Annotated in this window: 17 protein-coding genes; all 17 read right to left on the bottom strand. The window is 50.4% G+C overall.

From position 1 onward, the window contains the following. Positions 1–67 precede the first annotated feature (67 nt). Positions 68–1,009 (bottom strand): N-acetyl-gamma-glutamyl-phosphate reductase, encoded by a 942-nt coding sequence (gene argC, locus WMO23_RS08035; RefSeq protein ID WP_303267890.1) that lies wholly within the window; start codon positions 1,007–1,009, stop codon positions 68–70. A gap of 231 nt (positions 1,010–1,240) precedes the next feature. Then, a complete protein-coding gene (locus tag WMO23_RS08030; RefSeq protein WP_303267894.1) occupies positions 1,241–2,113 on the bottom strand; it encodes a S66 peptidase family protein in 873 nt (290 codons plus the stop codon). A 53-nt stretch (positions 2,114–2,166) separates the two neighbouring features. Further along, positions 2,167–2,640: a hypothetical protein gene (locus WMO23_RS08025; RefSeq protein WP_239639660.1), complete on the bottom strand. Its 474-nt coding sequence runs from the start codon at positions 2,638–2,640 to the stop codon at positions 2,167–2,169. Between the two features lie 171 nt (positions 2,641–2,811). Further along, positions 2,812–6,015 (bottom strand): carbamoyl-phosphate synthase large subunit, encoded by a 3,204-nt coding sequence (carB, locus tag WMO23_RS08020; RefSeq protein WP_020310980.1) that lies wholly within the window; start codon positions 6,013–6,015, stop codon positions 2,812–2,814. Position 6,016: 1 nt separating this feature from the next. Further along, on the bottom strand, positions 6,017–7,075 hold the full coding sequence (gene carA, locus WMO23_RS08015; RefSeq protein ID WP_020310981.1) for a glutamine-hydrolyzing carbamoyl-phosphate synthase small subunit: 1,059 nt from the start codon (positions 7,073–7,075) through the stop codon (positions 6,017–6,019). Next, the gene (locus tag WMO23_RS08010) at positions 7,075–8,361 is read right to left on the bottom strand and encodes a dihydroorotase (RefSeq protein ID WP_020310982.1); all 1,287 of its coding nucleotides are present in this window, start codon (positions 8,359–8,361) and stop codon (positions 7,075–7,077) included. The genes carA and WMO23_RS08010 overlap by 1 nt, the downstream gene beginning before the upstream one ends. Next, positions 8,345–9,289 (bottom strand): aspartate carbamoyltransferase catalytic subunit, encoded by a 945-nt coding sequence (locus tag WMO23_RS08005; RefSeq protein ID WP_020310983.1) that lies wholly within the window; start codon positions 9,287–9,289, stop codon positions 8,345–8,347. Before WMO23_RS08005 ends, WMO23_RS08010 begins: the two co-directional genes overlap by 17 nt. Before the next feature lie 208 nt (positions 9,290–9,497). Continuing rightward, on the bottom strand, positions 9,498–9,995 hold the full coding sequence (locus WMO23_RS08000) for a copper amine oxidase N-terminal domain-containing protein (protein WP_292108153.1): 498 nt from the start codon (positions 9,993–9,995) through the stop codon (positions 9,498–9,500). A 194-nt stretch (positions 9,996–10,189) separates the two neighbouring features. Next, positions 10,190–11,125 carry a type II secretion system F family protein gene (locus tag WMO23_RS07995; RefSeq protein WP_020310985.1) on the bottom strand — a complete coding sequence of 312 codons (936 nt, stop codon included), beginning with the start codon at positions 11,123–11,125 and terminating at the stop codon, positions 10,190–10,192. A 24-nt stretch (positions 11,126–11,149) separates the two neighbouring features. Further along, complete coding sequence (gene pyrE / locus WMO23_RS07990; RefSeq protein ID WP_020310986.1) at positions 11,150–11,737, bottom strand: orotate phosphoribosyltransferase; 588 nt, start codon at positions 11,735–11,737, stop codon at positions 11,150–11,152. A gap of 6 nt (positions 11,738–11,743) precedes the next feature. Then, complete coding sequence (gene pyrF, locus WMO23_RS07985; protein WP_020310987.1) at positions 11,744–12,457, bottom strand: orotidine-5'-phosphate decarboxylase; 714 nt, start codon at positions 12,455–12,457, stop codon at positions 11,744–11,746. An 87-nt stretch (positions 12,458–12,544) separates the two neighbouring features. Beyond that, positions 12,545–13,474, bottom strand: coding sequence for an NAD-dependent epimerase/dehydratase family protein (locus WMO23_RS07980; RefSeq protein WP_349173743.1), 930 nt, complete (start codon positions 13,472–13,474; stop codon positions 12,545–12,547). Positions 13,475–13,534: 60 nt separating this feature from the next. Continuing rightward, entirely contained in the window at positions 13,535–14,323 is a 789-nt protein-coding gene (locus tag WMO23_RS07975; protein WP_349173741.1) for an HD domain-containing protein, read from the bottom strand. A gap of 119 nt (positions 14,324–14,442) precedes the next feature. After that, entirely contained in the window at positions 14,443–14,895 is a 453-nt protein-coding gene (locus WMO23_RS07970) for a VanZ family protein (protein WP_349173739.1), read from the bottom strand. Between the two features lie 240 nt (positions 14,896–15,135). After that, on the bottom strand, positions 15,136–15,660 hold the full coding sequence (locus WMO23_RS07965; protein WP_349173737.1) for a Pycsar system effector family protein: 525 nt from the start codon (positions 15,658–15,660) through the stop codon (positions 15,136–15,138). A 6-nt stretch (positions 15,661–15,666) separates the two neighbouring features. Continuing rightward, complete coding sequence (locus WMO23_RS07960; protein WP_349173735.1) at positions 15,667–17,160, bottom strand: hypothetical protein; 1,494 nt, start codon at positions 17,158–17,160, stop codon at positions 15,667–15,669. Continuing rightward, positions 17,157–17,672: an ImmA/IrrE family metallo-endopeptidase gene (locus WMO23_RS07955; protein ID WP_349173733.1), complete on the bottom strand. Its 516-nt coding sequence runs from the start codon at positions 17,670–17,672 to the stop codon at positions 17,157–17,159. Before WMO23_RS07955 ends, WMO23_RS07960 begins: the two co-directional genes overlap by 4 nt. Positions 17,673–17,958 lie beyond the last annotated feature (286 nt).

Raw genomic sequence — 17,958 nt, 5'->3', positions numbered from 1 at the left:
CATCGAACCCTCAGAAAAACCTGCAATTCATCTCACCGCCTAAAGAGGCGGGAGACTTCTTGCAGAATCAGGTTAAATTCAGCCCCGTCGTGGGATCAATACCCATCATGAGGTTCATATTCTGGATAGCCGCACCGGAAGCGCCTTTGCCGAGGTTGTCGAACAAGGACGTGACCATGATGCGCTGGTCATTGCCGGTGACCAGGATTTCCATATCGTCGTAGCCGCTCATATCATTGGCTGCGATGAAGCCGCCCTTGTCTTCGCCAAAAGGAAGGACGTGGACGAAGGGGCAGCCGTCGTAATGGCTGGCCAAAACCTGCCAGACGTCGTGAGCCGTCACCTTTTTCGCCAGCAAGTGGCTGAAGAAAGGAATCATGACTTCCATGCCACTGTAGTAGTCGTCGACGATAGGCGTAAAGACCGGTTCCTGCGTCAAATGGCAGATGGTGACGATTTCCGGCAGGTGCTTGTGCTGCTGTACCAGGCCGTACTGGCGCGGTGCATATAAATCCTGCCCTTTGTCGCCTTCGTACTGGGCAATCATCTTCTTGCCGCCGCCGCTGTACCCGGTCAGGGAAAAAGCCGTCACCGGATAATCGGCCGGAACGATGCCGGCTTCTGTCAGGGGCTGTAAAATGGAAATGGCGCCGCTGGCGTGGCAACCCGGATTGCCGACGCGGTCGCTCTTGGCAATGGCTGCGGCCTGCTGGGGCGATAATTCGGGGAAACCATAGATCCAGCCCGGTGCTACCCGCTGCCCGGTCGACGTGTCGATGAGGCGGACATCACAACCTTCAGCCAGGGTTACGGCTTCGGCTGCGGCACCGTCAGGGAGACAAAGGAAGGCGATGTCGGCCTGTTTCATGCAGGCCCGGATGGCGTCGGGATCCTTGCGGACATCGTCGGCAATGGGAACCAATTCGATATCCTGGCGGGTACTGAGCCGTTCATGAATCCGAAGGCCCGTCGTCCCTTCATGACCATCAATGAATACTTTCGTTTTCACACTTCATCACTCCTATATCACATGGGCTGTGCCCTGACTATTTGTTGAATTTTTATTCATTATATATGCATTTTAATATTTTGTCAAGAATTATGCACGATTTTTTACATAAATAATCGTAAATAACCGTAGGGGCCGTCCCAAGGGCCTTTCTGGCCCGTCAGGTGCCGACCAACGGAAGGCGCAGGACGGTTGCCAGAACGGACAGCAGAGGCTGCGGCCCGCCTAACATCAAACATCAATAAAGGTAAGCGATGCACCTTCCCCGTCGGCATCGAGGCGGACCTTGACACCGTAAGGCACGAAGGCCTTGTCCTTGGTATGGCCGACGGGCAGTCCTTTGATGGCGGGTTTCCCAGCCAGATGGGCATAATAATCCAGGACCTGGTCCGTCGTGAAGTCGCCTGGGTCGTTGGGGCAGTCGGTGAAATCGCCATAGGCGATGGCGGCGACGCGGGACAAAAGGCCGCTCTGCCAGAGCTGGTTCAGCATGCGGTCAATGCGGTAAGCATCTTCGCCAGTATCCTCCAGGACCAGGATACAGCCCGTCCCGTCGAGGGCATAAGGCGTGCCGACAAGGGATGTGAGAACCGTCAGATTGCCGCCGACAATCGGCCCTTCCGCCTGTCCCGGAACGACGGTCGTCAGCTTCCGCCCGGCCGGCAGGGCCAGAGGGCCTTGCCATGCAGCTGTCGTAAGGCCCTGGAAGAACTGGCCTGCCGTATAGGCATCGGAGCCGCCGAGGGTGACCATGAGCGGTCCATTGGCTGTGACTAAGCGGCATTTTTCCCAAAGGGCAGTCTGCAAGGCCGTCACATCGCTGAAGCCGACGACCAGTTTGGGATGAGACGCGATATAGTCATAATCCAGCTTATCGAGGATACGCGCCGAGCCGTAGCCGCCATTGAGGCAGATAATGGCCTTGACATCATCGTCGTGGAACAAGGCATTGATATCGCGGGCCCGGTCCGCATCGGTCCCGGAAAAGAAACCATAATTCCCAGTGACCGTCGGCGTCATCTTGACGCGATAACCGGCCCGTTCCAACCGGGCTACGGCCGCAGAAATATCCTGGCCTTCATCGTGCGTGGCCGGCGCTGCGATGCCGATGCAGTCACCGCGGCGCAGTGCCGGTCCCCGAAGGGCCGTTCCCGCCGTTACTCCCCCTTGTAGTAACGCTCCATACCCTTGGCATAGCCATAGTCGTCATTCAGATATTGGCCCGTCTTCTGCTTGTAACAGAGATTGACGGCGACGAAATCGGCAATCTGATTGTGCTTGATTTCCTTCTTGCGCATAGGGATTTCCTGCCAGCTATGGGTCGAATCATTATACAGCCAGGCCTGGCCATGAGCCACCTTATAAGTCAGGGTATACGTCCCTTCAATATTCCCCGAATCCTCTGGCGACCGGAAGAGATTGACCTTAAAAATCCAGCCCTGACCATCATCCTTCACGGTTTCCAGCGAACTCAAATCGACGTACATTTCATAACCCATGCCAAAATTAATCGGCCGGTAATGACTATTCGCAGCCAAAGGACTGTTGAAAAAAGCCTGACCGCTGCCAAAACCTCCGAGGGCCACCGCGGCCCCTAATGATAGAATCATTAACCCACGTTTCATATTCATACCAAAAACCTCCCTTCAAAGTATGCCTTTATTATACGACAAAAAAGAGGCTGTCGCACGTGCGACAGCCTCTTTTTGAGTTTTAAGTTTGTAGTTTTTAGTTTGCAGAAAATGGTAAAAAATTTAAAACCAGCTTCTACAAACTACAAACTCCATACTACAAACTATAAGTTATTCCATATCATAATCCTGCAAGGCAGCGACGTGGTGATAGCCTTCGTTTTTGCCTTTGTTGGCAAAGACGCGGAGGACTTCACGGGCTGTATCGAGGGAGGTCAGGCAGGGAACGGCAAGTTCTACGGCCATGCGGCGGAGGTTGAAGCCGTCGCGTTCCGGGTGTTTGCCATAGGTCAGGGTGTTGAGGACCAAGTCGATTTTGCCGTTGCGGATCAGGGTGGCGATATTCTGGCCGCCTTCGTGGATCTTGCGGACGATGTCGACGGGCATGCCGTGGTCGTTGAAGTATTTGCCTGTCCCTTCGGTGGCGATGATGTGATAGCCCAATTCCTTGAAGCCTTCAGCCAGCTGGAGGGCTTCGGCTTTATCGCGGTCGGCGACGGTGACCAGGATCGTACCGCCAGCGGGGATCTTCATCTTAGCGCCATTGACGGCTTTGTACAGGGCTTCGGAGTACGAATGGCCGATACCCATGACTTCGCCAGTCGATTTCATTTCCGGCCCGAGGGCGATTTCAGCCAGGCCGATCTTACTGAACGAGAAGACTGGAGCCTTGGCGGCGACGTGTTTCTTGGCCGGCATGAGACCGCTGTGATAGCCCATGTCCTTCAAAGTTTCGCCGAGGGCGATGCGGGTTGCGATTTCGACAATCGGGAAATGGGTGACCTTGCTCAGGAAGGGAACAGTACGGCTCGAACGCGGGTTGACTTCGATGATGTACAACTTGCCGCGGGAAACGACGAACTGGATGTTGACCGAACCTTTGACCTGGAGTTCCAGGGAAATGCGCGTCGTGTAGTCGACAATCTGGTTGATCATATCCTGGTCCAAGTGCTGCGGCGGATAGACGGCGATGGAGTCACCGGAATGGACGCCGGCCCGTTCGACCTGTTCCATGATGCCCGGGATGTAGACGTCAGTACCGTCGGCAACGGCGTCGACTTCGACTTCACGGCCGACCATGTATTCGTCGATGAGGATCGGGTGGTCCGGTGAAGCGATGACGGCTTCACGGAGATAGCGTTCCAATTCTTTTTCGTTATAGACGATTTCCATAGCCCGGCCGCCGAGGACGTAAGACGGGCGGACGATGAGCGGGAATTCCAATTCCTTGGAAACCTTCATGGCTTCTTTATCGCTGGTAGCGATGCGGCCGTCCGGACGGGGAATGTTCAATTTGGCCAGGACTTCGTCGAAGCGTTCGCGGTCTTCGGCGCGGTCCATGCCGTCAACAGACGTACCGAGGACGGTAACGCCCCGTTTGGCCAGTGGAGCTGCCAGGTTGATAGCCGTCTGGCCGCCGAACTGGCAGATGACGCCGACCGGTTTTTCCTTGTCGACGACAGCCATGACGTCTTCGACGGTGAGCGGTTCAAAGTACAGGCTGTCCGACGTATCGAAGTCGGTGCTGACCGTTTCCGGGTTGTTGTTGACGATGATGCTGTTCATGCCGGCTTTGCGCAGGGCCCAGGCCGAATGGACCGAGCAGTAGTCGAATTCGATACCCTGACCGATGCGGATTGGGCCGGAACCGAGGACGATGACGCTCTTCTTGCCCAGGGGCTTGACTTCGTCTTCGTCGGCATAGCACGAATAGTAATACGGCGTAGCGGCTTCAAATTCGGCAGCGCACGTATCGACCATCTTGAAGGTCGGCGTAATGCCGTGGTCGAGGCGGAACTGGCGGACTTCGTCTTCCGTCTTGTTGGTGAAGCCGGCGATGACGGCATCCGGCATGCTGTAGCGTTTAGCCAGGCGGATGTTATCGACCGTCAGGTTGTTGCGCTTCAAGTCGAATTCCAAGTCGATGATGTTCTTGATCTTATGGAGGAACCACAGGTCATAGCCCGTGATGTAATGAATCTTTTCTTCGCTGATGCCGAGGCGCAGGGCCTGAGCGACGACGAAGAGCCGTTCATCATCCTGCTTCTGCAGGAGTTCGACGATGTCGATGAGGGACTTGCTTTCGAGCTTCTTCATGGAAATATAGTTGACGCCGATTTCCAGGGAGCGGACGGCTTTGAGCAGAGCCCCTTCAAAGCAGCGGTCGAGGGCCATGACTTCGCCCGTAGCCTTCATCTGCGTGCCCAGGGTCTTGTCGGCGAGGGCGAATTTTTCAAAAGGCCAGCGCGGGAATTTGACGACGCAATAGTCGAGGGTCGGTTCGAAGCAGGCCGTCGTCTTGCCCGTAACGGCATTGGTAATCTGGTCCAGGGTCAGGCCTGTAGCGACTTTGGCGGCAACTTTGGCGATAGGATAGCCCGTCGCTTTGGAAGCCAGGGCCGACGAACGGCTGACACGGGGATTGACTTCGATGACGTAATACTGGTTGCTGTTCGGGTCCAGGGCGTACTGGACGTTGCAGCCGCCTTCGATCTTCAAGCGGCGGATGATGTCCAGCGATGCCGTACGCAGCATCTGGTACTGCAAGTCGTTCAGGGTCTGGCTCGGTGCGACGACGATGGAGTCGCCCGTATGGATGCCGACTGGGTCGATGTTTTCCATGTTGCAGACGATGATGCAGTTGTCGGCCTTATCGCGCATGACTTCGTATTCGATTTCCTTCCAGCCGGCAACGGAGCGTTCGACGAGGATCTGGTTGATCGGGCTGAGTTTGATGCCGCGCGTGGCGATCATGAACAATTCGTCTTCGTCGTGGGCGATGCCGCCGCCGGTACCGCCAAGGGTAAAGGCCGGACGGACGATGATCGGATAGCCGATTTTGTCGGCGAATTCGATGGCCGACGGGACGTCTTCAAAGATATCGCTTTCCGGAACAGGCTGGTTGATATCTTTCATGGCTTTCTTGAAGAGTGCCCGGTCTTCGGCTTCTTCGATAGCCGACAGATGCGTCCCGAGGAGCTGGACGTTATATTTTTCCAGGACACCGGCGTTAGCCAGTTCGACAGCCATATTCAGGCCGACCTGGCCGCCAAGGGTAGCCAGCAGGCCGTCAGGCCGTTCTTTTTCAATGACTTCCGTCACGTAGTCGAGGGAAATCGGTTCGACATAGACACGGTCGGCAATGTCTTCGTCGGTCATGATCGTCGCCGGGTTGCTGTTGATGAGGACGACTTCCAGTCCTTCTTCCTTCAAGGCGCGGCAGGCCTGAGTGCCGGCATAGTCGAATTCAGCGGCCTGACCGATGATAATAGGGCCCGAACCGATAACGAGTACTTTCTTCAATCCTTCTATCATGTTAGTTTTCCTCCATCATCTTGACGAATTGTGTAAACAGATACAAATTATCAGTCGGTCCCGGCGAAGCTTCCGGATGGTACTGGACGCACATGATCTTCTTGGACGGGACTTCAAAACCTTCGAGGGTGTTGTCGTGGAGGTTGCGATGGGTGATGACGACGTCATCGGGCAGAGAGGCTTCGTCGATGACATAGCCGTGGTTCTGGGACGTGATGTAGACGCGGCCCGTGCGGATATCCTTGACCGGATGGTTGGCACCGCGGTGGCCGAAGGTCAGCTTGCGGCTCTTGCCGCCCAGAGCCAGGCCGAGCATCTGAAGGCCCAGGCAGATGCCGAAAATCGGTTTCTTGCCGATCATCTTCTTGACTTCTTCGACGATGTACGGGACGTCTTTCGGGTCGCCAGGGCCGTTGCTCAGGAAGATACCGTCCGGATTGACGGCCAGGACTTCTTCAGCCTTGGTTTCAGCCGGGAAAAGGGTCAGGCGGCAGTCGCTGTTGACCAGTTCGCGCAGGATGTTGGCTTTGGCACCGTAATCCATGACGGCGACATGGAAGCGGCCATCGCCCATATGCTTGATTTCACGCGTCGTGACGCGGCGGACGAGCTGCGTTTCCAGCGGCGTATCGAAGAGTTCCTTGATAGCGCTTTCTTCCATCGTTTCCGGCACGATGACGCCTTTCATGACGCCCTGGCTGCGGATGGCCCGCGTAATGGCACGCGTATCGACGCCGTAGAGGCAGGGGATGTGGTGTGTCATAATAAAGGTAGACAGCTTGCCTTCGTTCTGCCAGTTGCTCGGTTCTTCACAGAGCTCGCTGACGATGAAGCCGGCAGCATAGGGACGGTCGGCCTGTTCGATTTCGTGGAACAAACCGTAGTTACCGATGAGCGGGTAGGTCATGGTAATGATCTGACCGGCATAGGACGGATCGGTGAACGTTTCCTGATAGCCTGTCATGCCCGTATTGAAGACAACTTCGCCGACAGCTGGTTCATCCATCAGCATGTTGCCATAAAACTTCTGTCCATTCTCTAATATGAGGACACCTTTCATTATAAAACCTCCCCGTTTTTCATTACAATTTCACCATTGACGATGGTAGCTGCGGCCTTGCCTTTGAAAATCATTTCATCGAAAGGCGACGCTTTTCCCTTAGAATAGAATTTCGAGGAATCTACCGTCCATTCTTTATCGAGATCGAGTACGGTCAAATCGGCATCCTTGCCCGGTGCGATGACACCGGCATCGAGGCCGAGGATCTTGGCCTGTGCCGTCGACATGGCATTGACCAGAGTCATGAGGTCGATATGACCCGTATGATACATATAAGTCAGCATGGCGCCGACGCTCGTTTCCAAGCCGACGAAGCCGCTGGGAGCCAGGTTGAATTCCTGGTCCTTTTCTTCCCATTCATGCGGTGCGTGGTCGGTGACGACGGCATCGATGGTGCCATCCTGCAGGCCGGCGACGCAGGCTGCGCGGTGTTCTTCCGAGCGGATCGGCGGGTTGACTTTATACCGTGTTTCAAAAGTGCGCAGGGCTTCATCGGTCAGGATGAGGTGCTGCGGCGTGACTTCTGCCGTGACCTGGACGCCGCGCTTCTTGGCCTGGCGGACCAGTTCGACAGCGTTCTTGGTGCTGATGTGAGCGATGTGGACCGGCGTGTGTGTCGCTTCGGCCAGGAAAATATCGCGGGCGACGGCAATGTCTTCGGCGACAGCCGGACGGCCTTTGATGCCCAGTTCGTTGGAAACGACGCCTTCATGCATGTTGCCGCCTTCGACGAGGCTCTGTTCTTCGCAGTGGTCGATGATGACCTTGTGGAACATGCTGGCATATTCCATGGCTTTGCGCATGAAATCGCAGTTTTCGACGTAACGGCCGTCATCGGAGAAAGCGGCGACGCCTTCTTTGGCCATGGCGCCCATAGCGGCCAGTTCCTGGCCCTGGAGGCCCTTGGAGATGGCGCCGATGATTTCGACTTTGACTTTGGCTTCCCGTTCGATTTTATACTTCATGCCGTCGACGATGATTGCCGAATCGATGACCGGCTTGGTATTCGGCATGGTCGCAACGCGGGTGATGCCGCCGGCAGCAGCTGCCTTCGTCCCCGTTTCAATCGTTTCCTTGCCGGACTGGCCGGGCTGGCGGAGATGGACGTGCATATCGATGAAGCCCGGTGCTACGACGAGGCCCGATGCGTCGAAGATTTCGGCGCCGTCAGCGCTCAGATTGGCTCCGACTTCCTTAATTTTACCATTTTCAATGAGAATGTCACAAATTTCATCCTGCTGCATGGCCGGATTTACGACTCTGCCGCCTTTAACGAGTAGTGTCAACGTCATCGCCTCCCATAATTGTCAGATATAATACGGCCATACGGACGGATACGCCGTTCTTGACCTGTTCCTGAATCGAAGAAAATTCACTGTAACATGTATCCGGTTCGATTTCGATGCCCCGGTTCATGGGACCCGGATGAAGGACGAGGACGTCGTCTTTAGCCCACTTGAGGCGGTCGCGGTTGATACCGAAGAGCGAATTGTATTCACCGGCGCTGGGTAAGAAGCCGATGCCCTGGCGTTCTTTCTGGATGCGCAGGACGTTGATGACGTCTGCATCCTGGATGGCTTCCTTCAAGTCGTAGTGGACTTTGACGCCCATGGCTTCCAATTCCGGCTGGAGCAGTGTCCGCGGACCGACGAGGTGGACGTCAGCACCCATGGTCTTGAGGCCGTAAATATTGGAGCGGGCGACGCGGCCGTGGTCGATATCGCCGACGATGACGACCTTCAAGCCGTCGATATGGCCTTTGACTTCCTGAATGGTGAACATGTCGAGGAGGCCCTGCGTCGGATGTTCGTGGGCGCCATCACCGGCGTTGATGATGATCGGGTCGACGCAGCGGTCGGCAAACCAAGGCGAACCTTCCTGTTTCTGACGCATGACGATGGCATCGACACCCATGGCCGTTACCGTCAGCAGGGTATCGCGGAAACTTTCGCCTTTCTGGATGGAGCTTCCCCGCGGCGTGAAGTTGATGACATCGGCGCCGAGATACTTGGCAGCCATTTCAAAGGAACCGCGCGTACGCGTGCTCGGTTCCCAGAACATGTTGACCACCGATTTCCCTTTGAGCAGGGATAACTTCTTATTCCCGCTGTTGACGACGGCTTTCATCTTCTTAGCTACCTGCAGTATCAACTCAATTTCTTCTTTCGGTACTCCCTGGAGCCCCAACAGGCTTTTGCCCTGTATACTAACCATCGAATCCTCCTTGTAAAAAAAGACCTCTGCCGCAGGGCAAAGGTCATATTATAAGCATGGCAAAATATGTCCCTTTTTAGCCTCTCCGGACTATATTAAAGGTTCAATCTGAAAGTATTAGAATCGCACAGCCTCACGGGACTGCCACATATTCTTCTATATATTGTATCGGCCAGGGCCTATAAAGTCAAGCAGTTTTTTCACGACTTCAATCCGTCGATGCCGGCGTAATGGTCACGGCCTGGGGCGTAATGGTGACGCTGTTGTAAAAGGCTTCAAAGAGCTGGGCCGGGACGTACATCGTACCGTTGACATTGACCGGGCCGGCACCGTACTGGAAGATGTGGTTCAAGTTGACCTTCTTGATTGTCCCGATCCGTTCGTACCAGTCTTCACCGGGTTTGACGATGATATAGGCGATATTCATTTCGACGCGGACGCTCTGGTCGTCAGGATCCCAGGTCACGGTATAACCGAGTTGTTCCGCCACTTTACGCAGAGGAATCATGACCACGTTATTTTCCTGTAATACGGCTCCATCAGCCGGGTCCATGACCTTGCCGGCAACGGTCAGCTGGCACTGCTGCACAGCCGTCAGCCCCGGAATCGACGTATACGGCCCCATAACCGGCCCTTCATCATAGGCCCAGGCCGGCCCGCAAGCCAAAGCCGCCACGACCATGGCTAAGATAATACTCTTCTTCATAAGGGATTCCCCCTTTATCCAAAACACAAAAATGAGTCATAAATAAAGACATATATAATATATTCGACAAATCCCGCCGTTTTCCTGCTAATATTTAAAAACAACCTCTCAGACCGCCTTCGGCGGCCAGCTCCCCTATAAAGGGAGCCTTGCAAAAAAAGCGCTGCCATAGAAGACAGCGCTTTTTTGCAAAACTAAAAATCAAAGAATCCCGTCTGGTCGGCCATGGGTACGACGGGGAATCCCGTCGGTACTGGCTGGATGATCATGAACACCAGGGCTGCCAGGACGGCAATGCCCAGGGTGAGGTACGAGAAGCTTCCCTTTTCTTTATGTTCATACAAGCCGAACAGGCGGATGCCGACGGCCGAGCCGATAGTAGCGAACAGGGCGCCCAGCGAGAAATACTGGTACATGGCATACGACGCCAGCAGGCCGATGATCATGGCCCCGTTGATGACGATGGGATAGCACTTGGACAACACCGATTCGGGATTGCGGCGCATCGCCGTAAGCCAATCGGTCCCGTCGATACCGCTCAGGCCGGTGAGGAACGTCGATGCGTAGAGCATCTTATCCCACCAGGCCGTCCCCTTGCGGCGGTCTCCCGTCCGCCACATGACGAAGGCGTAAATCAAGATGGTCACGCCGCCGACGATGTAGTAGTAATTTTCCGGGATGAACTGGACGATAGCTGCACCGATAGTCACCAGGATACCGGCGATGACGACCATCTGGCCGATTTTCCCTTTCGTCGGCCGCGACTTGGCATCCATTTCCTTATAAATCTTGGCAAAGATTTCCATGAGGAAGGTAAAGACGAAAAAGACGATGCCAATGAAGGGATTGAGCGCAGCCAGGGCGATGGTGATCAAAATCGGGATGGCCAGGCGCACGCCGGGGAAAAAGGTGAAACTCTTGATCTTCATGACGTGGAGCTGAGAGTACACCGTAAAATACGTAAAGACATTAAACATCAACATAGCGGCAATACATTCGACAGGCTTGGCCCCCATGTACAAGAACATGAGGAGGACGCACATGCTCATATTGATACCCGTAAAACGGGCGAACACCGTCCCCATCAGGCCAGCCACGAAGAAAGGCGCTATGGCCGATAACATTTCCATGAACAAAACATCTCCTGACCCAGATTATTTCAGATGGTGGCTGCCCCGTTCAGTCATGGGGATGCCCTGTTTGCAGAGCGGGCATTCTTCCGGTTTGTACGTCGGGACGGTCAAATGCAGGAGAGCCTGGACTTTATCTTTCGGTACGCCGAATTCAGCTTTACCGCCGCTGCGGTCGACGAGGAGGCCGACACCGACGATGACGCCGCCGGCTTTCTTGACGACATTGACGACTTCCTGGACGGAACCGCCAGTCGTGACGATATCTTCGACGATGAGGACGCGTTCACCCGGTTCGATGTGGAAACCGCGGCGCAGTGTCATGACGCCCTTTTCACGTTCCGTGAAGATAGCCCGCGTACCAAGTGCCTTGCCGACTTCATGAGCCAGCAGGATGCCGCCGGTCATAGGACCCATGACGGTCTGGACGTTCTGGTCCTTGAAACGTTCTGCCAATTCCTTGCAGAGCTTTTCCGTATATTCCGGATGCTGGAGGACGTTGAACTTTTCAACATACAGCGGGCTGTGCAGGCCCGACGTCAAGAGGAAATGGCCTTCGAGGACGGCCTTGGTGTCTACTAACAACTGTCTTACTTCTGCTTCTGTCATCATGATTGATTATACCCCCTGAATTTCTGCTAAAATCTTTTGGGCTGCTTCCTTAGGATCGGCGGCCTTGGTAATCGGACGGCCGATGACTAAATGAGATGCCCCGTCGCGCAAAGCCTGAGACGGCGTCGTGAACCGCTTCTGGTCATTGGCTACGGCAAACGTCGGACGGATGCCCGGCGTGACGATGAGGAAATCGGGACCATTCATTTCCCGGATTTCTTTAGCTTCATACGGCGAAGAGACGGTGCCGTCGATACCGGCTTCCTTGGCCAGTTTCGCCAGATTCTTGACCGATTCGGCAATGCTGTACTTGCCGCCGATTTCCTTCCACGCGTCTTCGTCGATACTGGTCAGGACCGTTACAGCCAGCAGGCGCGGCCGTTCGATATTCAATTTGGCCGCTTCATCGCGGACAGCTTCGGCTGCCGCTTCCATCATAGCCCGGCCGCCTGTGCCGTGCAGCGTCATGAGGTCGGCGCCGAGACGGGTCAGGGCGCGGATGCTCTGGGCCACCGTATTGGGAATATCGTGGACCTTCAAATCGAGGAAAACATGTTTCCCCTGGTCCTTCAAATACCGTACTGCATCGGGACCGGCACTGTAAAAGAGTTCCATCCCGACTTTATAAAAAGAAACACTATCGCCAAGGGTTTCAACGAGCTTCTTCATATCATCCAATGAATGGACGTCCAAAGCCGTAATGATGCGATCATCTGCCATAGGCTACCCCTCCTGTATATAAATGTATATAGGCATATCTAATTAATTGTGTCATGTTTTGGGAAGCCTGTCAAGGCAAAAAGCGCCTTACTTCGTCCATTGGCTGCGGTACCAGTCATAGGTCCGACGGATTCCTTCTTCCAAATCCATTGCCGGCACAAAACCTAAATCCCTTTTCAAGGTCTCATTACTGAGGACCGACCGCAGGATATCGCCCGTCCTGGGTGCCGTATACTGGACGGGGACCGTATAGCCCACGGCTTTTTCAAAACTGCGGATCAAATCGTTGATGCTCGTTTCCTGTCCGGTCGACACGTTCATCGTGTGACAGCCTTTGAGCGGCAGCGCCCGGATGATGGCCTGGGCAATATCGCCGGCATAGACGAAATCGCGGGTCTGATTGCCGTCGCCGAAAACCGTGATTCCCTGACGCTGGGACAAAAGCTTGCAGAAAATACTGACGACGCCGCCTTCGCCCTTTTCGCCCTGCCGTTCGCCATAGACGTTGGCAAAGCGGAAGACCGTCGCATCCATACCATATAATTCGTGATAGACCCGCAGGTAATGTTCCGTCGTCATCTTAGTGATACCATAAGGGGACGTCGGCACGAGCCGTTCCGTTTCTTTCAGGGGGATATGGAGGTTGTCGCCGTAGACAGCGGCACTGGACGAAAAAAGGATGTGCCCTGTGCCATGGATCCGGCAGGCTTCCAGCACGTGAAGGACGCCTTCCAGATTAATCTGGCAATCGAGGACAGGCTGTTCCACTGAAGTCGGGACCATCGTCTGGGCCGCCAAGTGGATGACGGCATCAAAGTGATGGTCGGCAAAAAGGGCATCTACAGCCGCTTCATCGCAGACGTCGCCTTCTACCAGTTCCATCCCAGCCGGTACATGTTCTTTGGATCCGCTGGACAAATTGTCAAACACGACGACATCCATATCGCGCCGTCCCTGGAGCTGTGCCAAAATGTGTGACCCAATGAACCCAGCACCGCCAGTAATCAATATTTCCATAATTTTAAGCCCCCTACTATTAAGGATACAATACTCATTTTGTCATCAATCAAATATATACTACATATTTTTATATATTGTATCAATAAATGAAGGATGAGGCAATGTTCCCGTCCTGCGAATCAAACGACGGATTTCTTCCAATTTACCTTCACTATCGGCGTTCTGCGAATGGAAATCGAGGAGCCTATCGAGATAGCCCTGTTCCCGCGCCAGCTGCTGGCTCCGGGGATAGACTAAATCAAAATAGAGGCAGAGGGCACCGACATAAAAGTCCATGAAGGTCTTCTTATCCTGCGTCCGCACCAGTTTTCCCTGGCGGGCCTGAGCCATGACGACATCGGAAATAGGCTGGTTTTCAAAGTCAGACCAGTCGACGTTCCAGATATTCTTCTTTTGGCGCATATACATGACATAGACCCGGAAAATATCGATTTTGTCGGCATCGCGGATGAGCTGGCAAAAGAGCTGCTGCCGCGGCGTCAAATCCCGGCGAAGCTGATAGACATTATGCTGGTCAATAGCCATACAAATCACATCATCCTGGCTCATATCGTCCAGAAAATCGCGGATATGGCCGTCAGCAAACAAGTAATGCGCCCCGTATTTGGCATGGTCCATGGACCGGTAATCGACGAACGTATGATACTCCCGCAGCTGCTCAAAGCGGCCGATATCGTGGAGGACGCCGATGAGCCAGGCCAAATCCACATCATCCTGAGACAAATCCAGACTCATAGCAATCTGTTCACACAATCCACTCACCCGCAAAGAATGAGCATACTTCAGCCGGACGCCTTCTTCCTTTTGGTCAAAGCCCTGGACGTACCGTGTAAATTGTGATACCACAAAATCCCGATCCATACGACTCACCGAACCACCTTTCTTATGTATCCTTAATATAATTCAACTATAACGTTAATTATATCATATACAAGCGGACTTGATAATAACGCAGGCCACTGGCCCTATCTTCGTATGGCACAAATGCCCCGCTTCACTCCCCGGATGACCATGACTAAAACAATGCCAATTATACAACCGACACCGTCGAGCACCACGTCATGCCACGTCGACGTCCGGCCACCGGAAAACAGCTGAATATATTCGTCAATCGCGGCCACGCTGATTCCAATCAGGAGCACCCAAACTTTATGAGAACGCCGCGAAATTAAAACAGAAAAACTGCTCAACACGACGCCCAATGTCGTATATTCCGTCAAATGCGCCAAGCGCCGGATATGCCCGTCACTTAAATACGGTGCCAGCCGTGTCCCCTGAAGATGAGACAAAGCAAAAGCCAGCATACGCCGGCTCTCGGCATGTGAAGCCACACCATTCTGCATAGAATGCCACCAAATCACACCGATGACAGCAGAAACAAGCAAAAAACAAAGAAAAATAAGCCACCTATGTTTCATAATATTTCACCAAATTCATTTCTTATCTACATTCATTACAGAATGAGCCGGTCTTTCTCCAATTATTTTACACCATCAAACAAATATGCCCCACTCGGGGCCATCGTAGGGGCCGTCCCGGTCAGGGCGGCCCGCCGCGAACAATTGACCATACCAAAAAAAATTCAACAGACATAATTCGGACCTCGTGTAAATTGGCATCATCAACTGCTGAGGTGACGAAAAAGTTGTAAAGTGATGTTACATAAAACTAATGCATAGAAATAAAACAAATGCAAAAATATCAAAATTTAATGCACACTTAAAAAGTTTATATTTTCTAACCGTAATTTGACTATTTATGATAATTTCATTAGCAAAATCAATAAATGGCCTTTTCAACGTTTCAGATAATGGATATTTACATTGTAAACAAAAATATCTGATATATTCTTCTGCACTACTAAACGACTGAATATCTCCATAAAAAACAAGGTTAAAATTCGAATCTTTTTTCTTCGAATCAGAATTTATTTTAGGAGTTTTAGAAAGATTTGGAAAAAATGAAAATAGTGCAATAAGCAAAGAAATGATAAATAACACTAAATCTGCGATTAATAATCTTTTAACACAAAAAGGATCAATCTCAGGCTTTCCAATCCATTTAACGATAACCCCACACATAGCTAAATTCAAAGCAATCAGTGCAGCATTTTTGGCTTCAGCAAAAGAAAGCCATTTATCAGTACGATCAAGTTGTTTTTCAAAATATTCTATTGGTTCCAAAAAAAGTCACCTCCATTGATAATCTTCTTCATCTTTTTTCATAATATCAAAAGCATGCATAATAGTATCTTTAAAATCAGGCACAGATTTTTTATTTTCTGACAAAAATCGGCTTGCTGCTTCTTCCGTTAGTAGTAACGAACATTCATGTTTCTTGTAATCTTTTTTGTTAGCAAATTCATCAATATTATCATTCATTATTTTCGCATAAACAATAATTCCTTTATCTGATTGAAATTCCTCACCATTTTCTTTAATTTCATATAATGCGTATGGTGTAGGACATTGTTCCCCTCTGTCAGATGAAACCATAATCTTAATCTTTAATCCAAAATCGTCTTCATATTCTTTTTTTATACACTCAATATAACCTTGGCTTTTATTTGCTTTAGCACACCCAAATTCCCAGCATGCAGAATATTTACCACGTGCTGTTGACCGCTTAGCGATGAAAACACGTTTATTTTTAAAATCACAACATACCGCAGCTAAGTGCAAATGCAGTTCGTCTTCGTTATATAACCAGTCATTAATTTCAATAGACTTTTCTACATTTTTTAGTGTTTGCTGAATTATTGTTAACTTATCGTCTATCCCTAAATCATGAGCAATCTTTTCAAATAAATTGCTTGTCATGTTTTGATCAGTAGATTGATTGCCATAACGAGATTGATAGCTTTTGATTATTGAATTTTCATTCTCGGCATCATAAGGTAAAGATTGTAAAAAATTAACTTTCTTATAGCTCTGATCATAATACCAGATAAGAGGATAAGGCCTATCATACCAAATACCTTTTAAAGGCTTATACCCCATATGAATTAATTCAATATTCTTGCATTCTCCATGGCTAATAAATTTTTTTATTAAATAAGCCAATTCAAAGCTCAACACTAATTGTCTAGAATAAGTAAATTGTTTTATTCTAAAACCCGCATCAATATCATTCCCCATAAATTCAAAAATTTTTCGATTTCTCGTTTCATCAACAGTATATTTATAGAATAAGTTTTTATATTTTTTTGGTATTTTGGTATCAGTTTCATAATGTTCCTCATCAGATACAATACCAATCCACGCCGCTGCTTTTAACGATAGTTCTTTAGTCCCACCTTCTATTTCGTCTGTAGCCTCTTGCAAAATTTTGTAAATTACTGCAACACTATCAGACAATATCGCTTGCTCAGAAAACTTCATTTGTTTCCCTGAGACCTTCATGACAAAAATAATTTCATCACCTAATATTCTCCAAATATGAGCAATCTTGATTTCAGTATTAACACGTTGCTTAATTGCCTCAAAAATTTTCTTAATCTTACCTGCCCAATCGTCTGGATGCAATTCTTTATACTTTGTTGAACCAACAATATCGTATGAAAAAAATAACACCACATCAACATGTGCTGCTATTTTTTGCCTATCACTACTATTATTGTTAGCTTCATCAACTAAAGATTTAAACTCTTTTAATCTTTTCTCATCTTTTTCCAAATAAGTCACCAACTTATTAACCCTAAATATTTTGCCCGATTAATAGCAGCAAGCTGCGATACATGAAAATATTCGGCTAAAGCAGGAATGTCAAGAACTGAATCTGCCGACGTAATTTCCGCTTGTTTCAAAAATTGTTCATCTGGCATCAAAAAAGCTGCGGCAAATTCGTTGGCCTGAGATTCTTCAGCCGAAAAACCTAAACGATTATATACTGACTCATTGACACTTTCCCACCGCTGTAAGTCAATTTTATACCCCATATGCAAAAATAGATGACCTATTTCATGTGCAATGGTAAAACGGTTACGTGAAGAATTAACATCTTGAGACCCAAGAAAAATATTAAACCCATTGCCACTTTTTTGAATTTTGCCATCAATGACATTCGAATCAAAATTAATTTTCCCTCCCAGAGTCTGCACTACTTCATTCATATCTTGAATCGGGACGTTAATATGGTAAATATCTTGAATAGTATTCGCTAAACGGTCAATATTTTTTCTCATTTGAATATTCATAGTACTAGCCTCCTTTCAGAAAATCATTTATTTTTGTCTTATATTTTGTATTATACTTCAATTAATGTTTTTTGTAAATTATCATTTTAATTCAATAATGACATTATGTCAAGTATTATCATAATTTTTAGTCGGTATTAAATGATAGTATGTAAAATGCTGTATAACACCAATAAAACGAAAAAAGACATTCGACCGTAAGTGGAAAAGGTAGTGTCAAGATTCTTTCGCAAATTCATTTCATCCGCCAGTAAATATCGTAATCAGATATATGGATTTTCCTCGT

It is taken from the genome of Megasphaera intestinihominis, assembly GCF_040096415.1.
Lineage (GTDB): Bacteria > Bacillota > Negativicutes > Veillonellales > Megasphaeraceae > Megasphaera > Megasphaera intestinihominis.
This window is presented reverse-complemented; position numbering and strand designations above follow the sequence as displayed.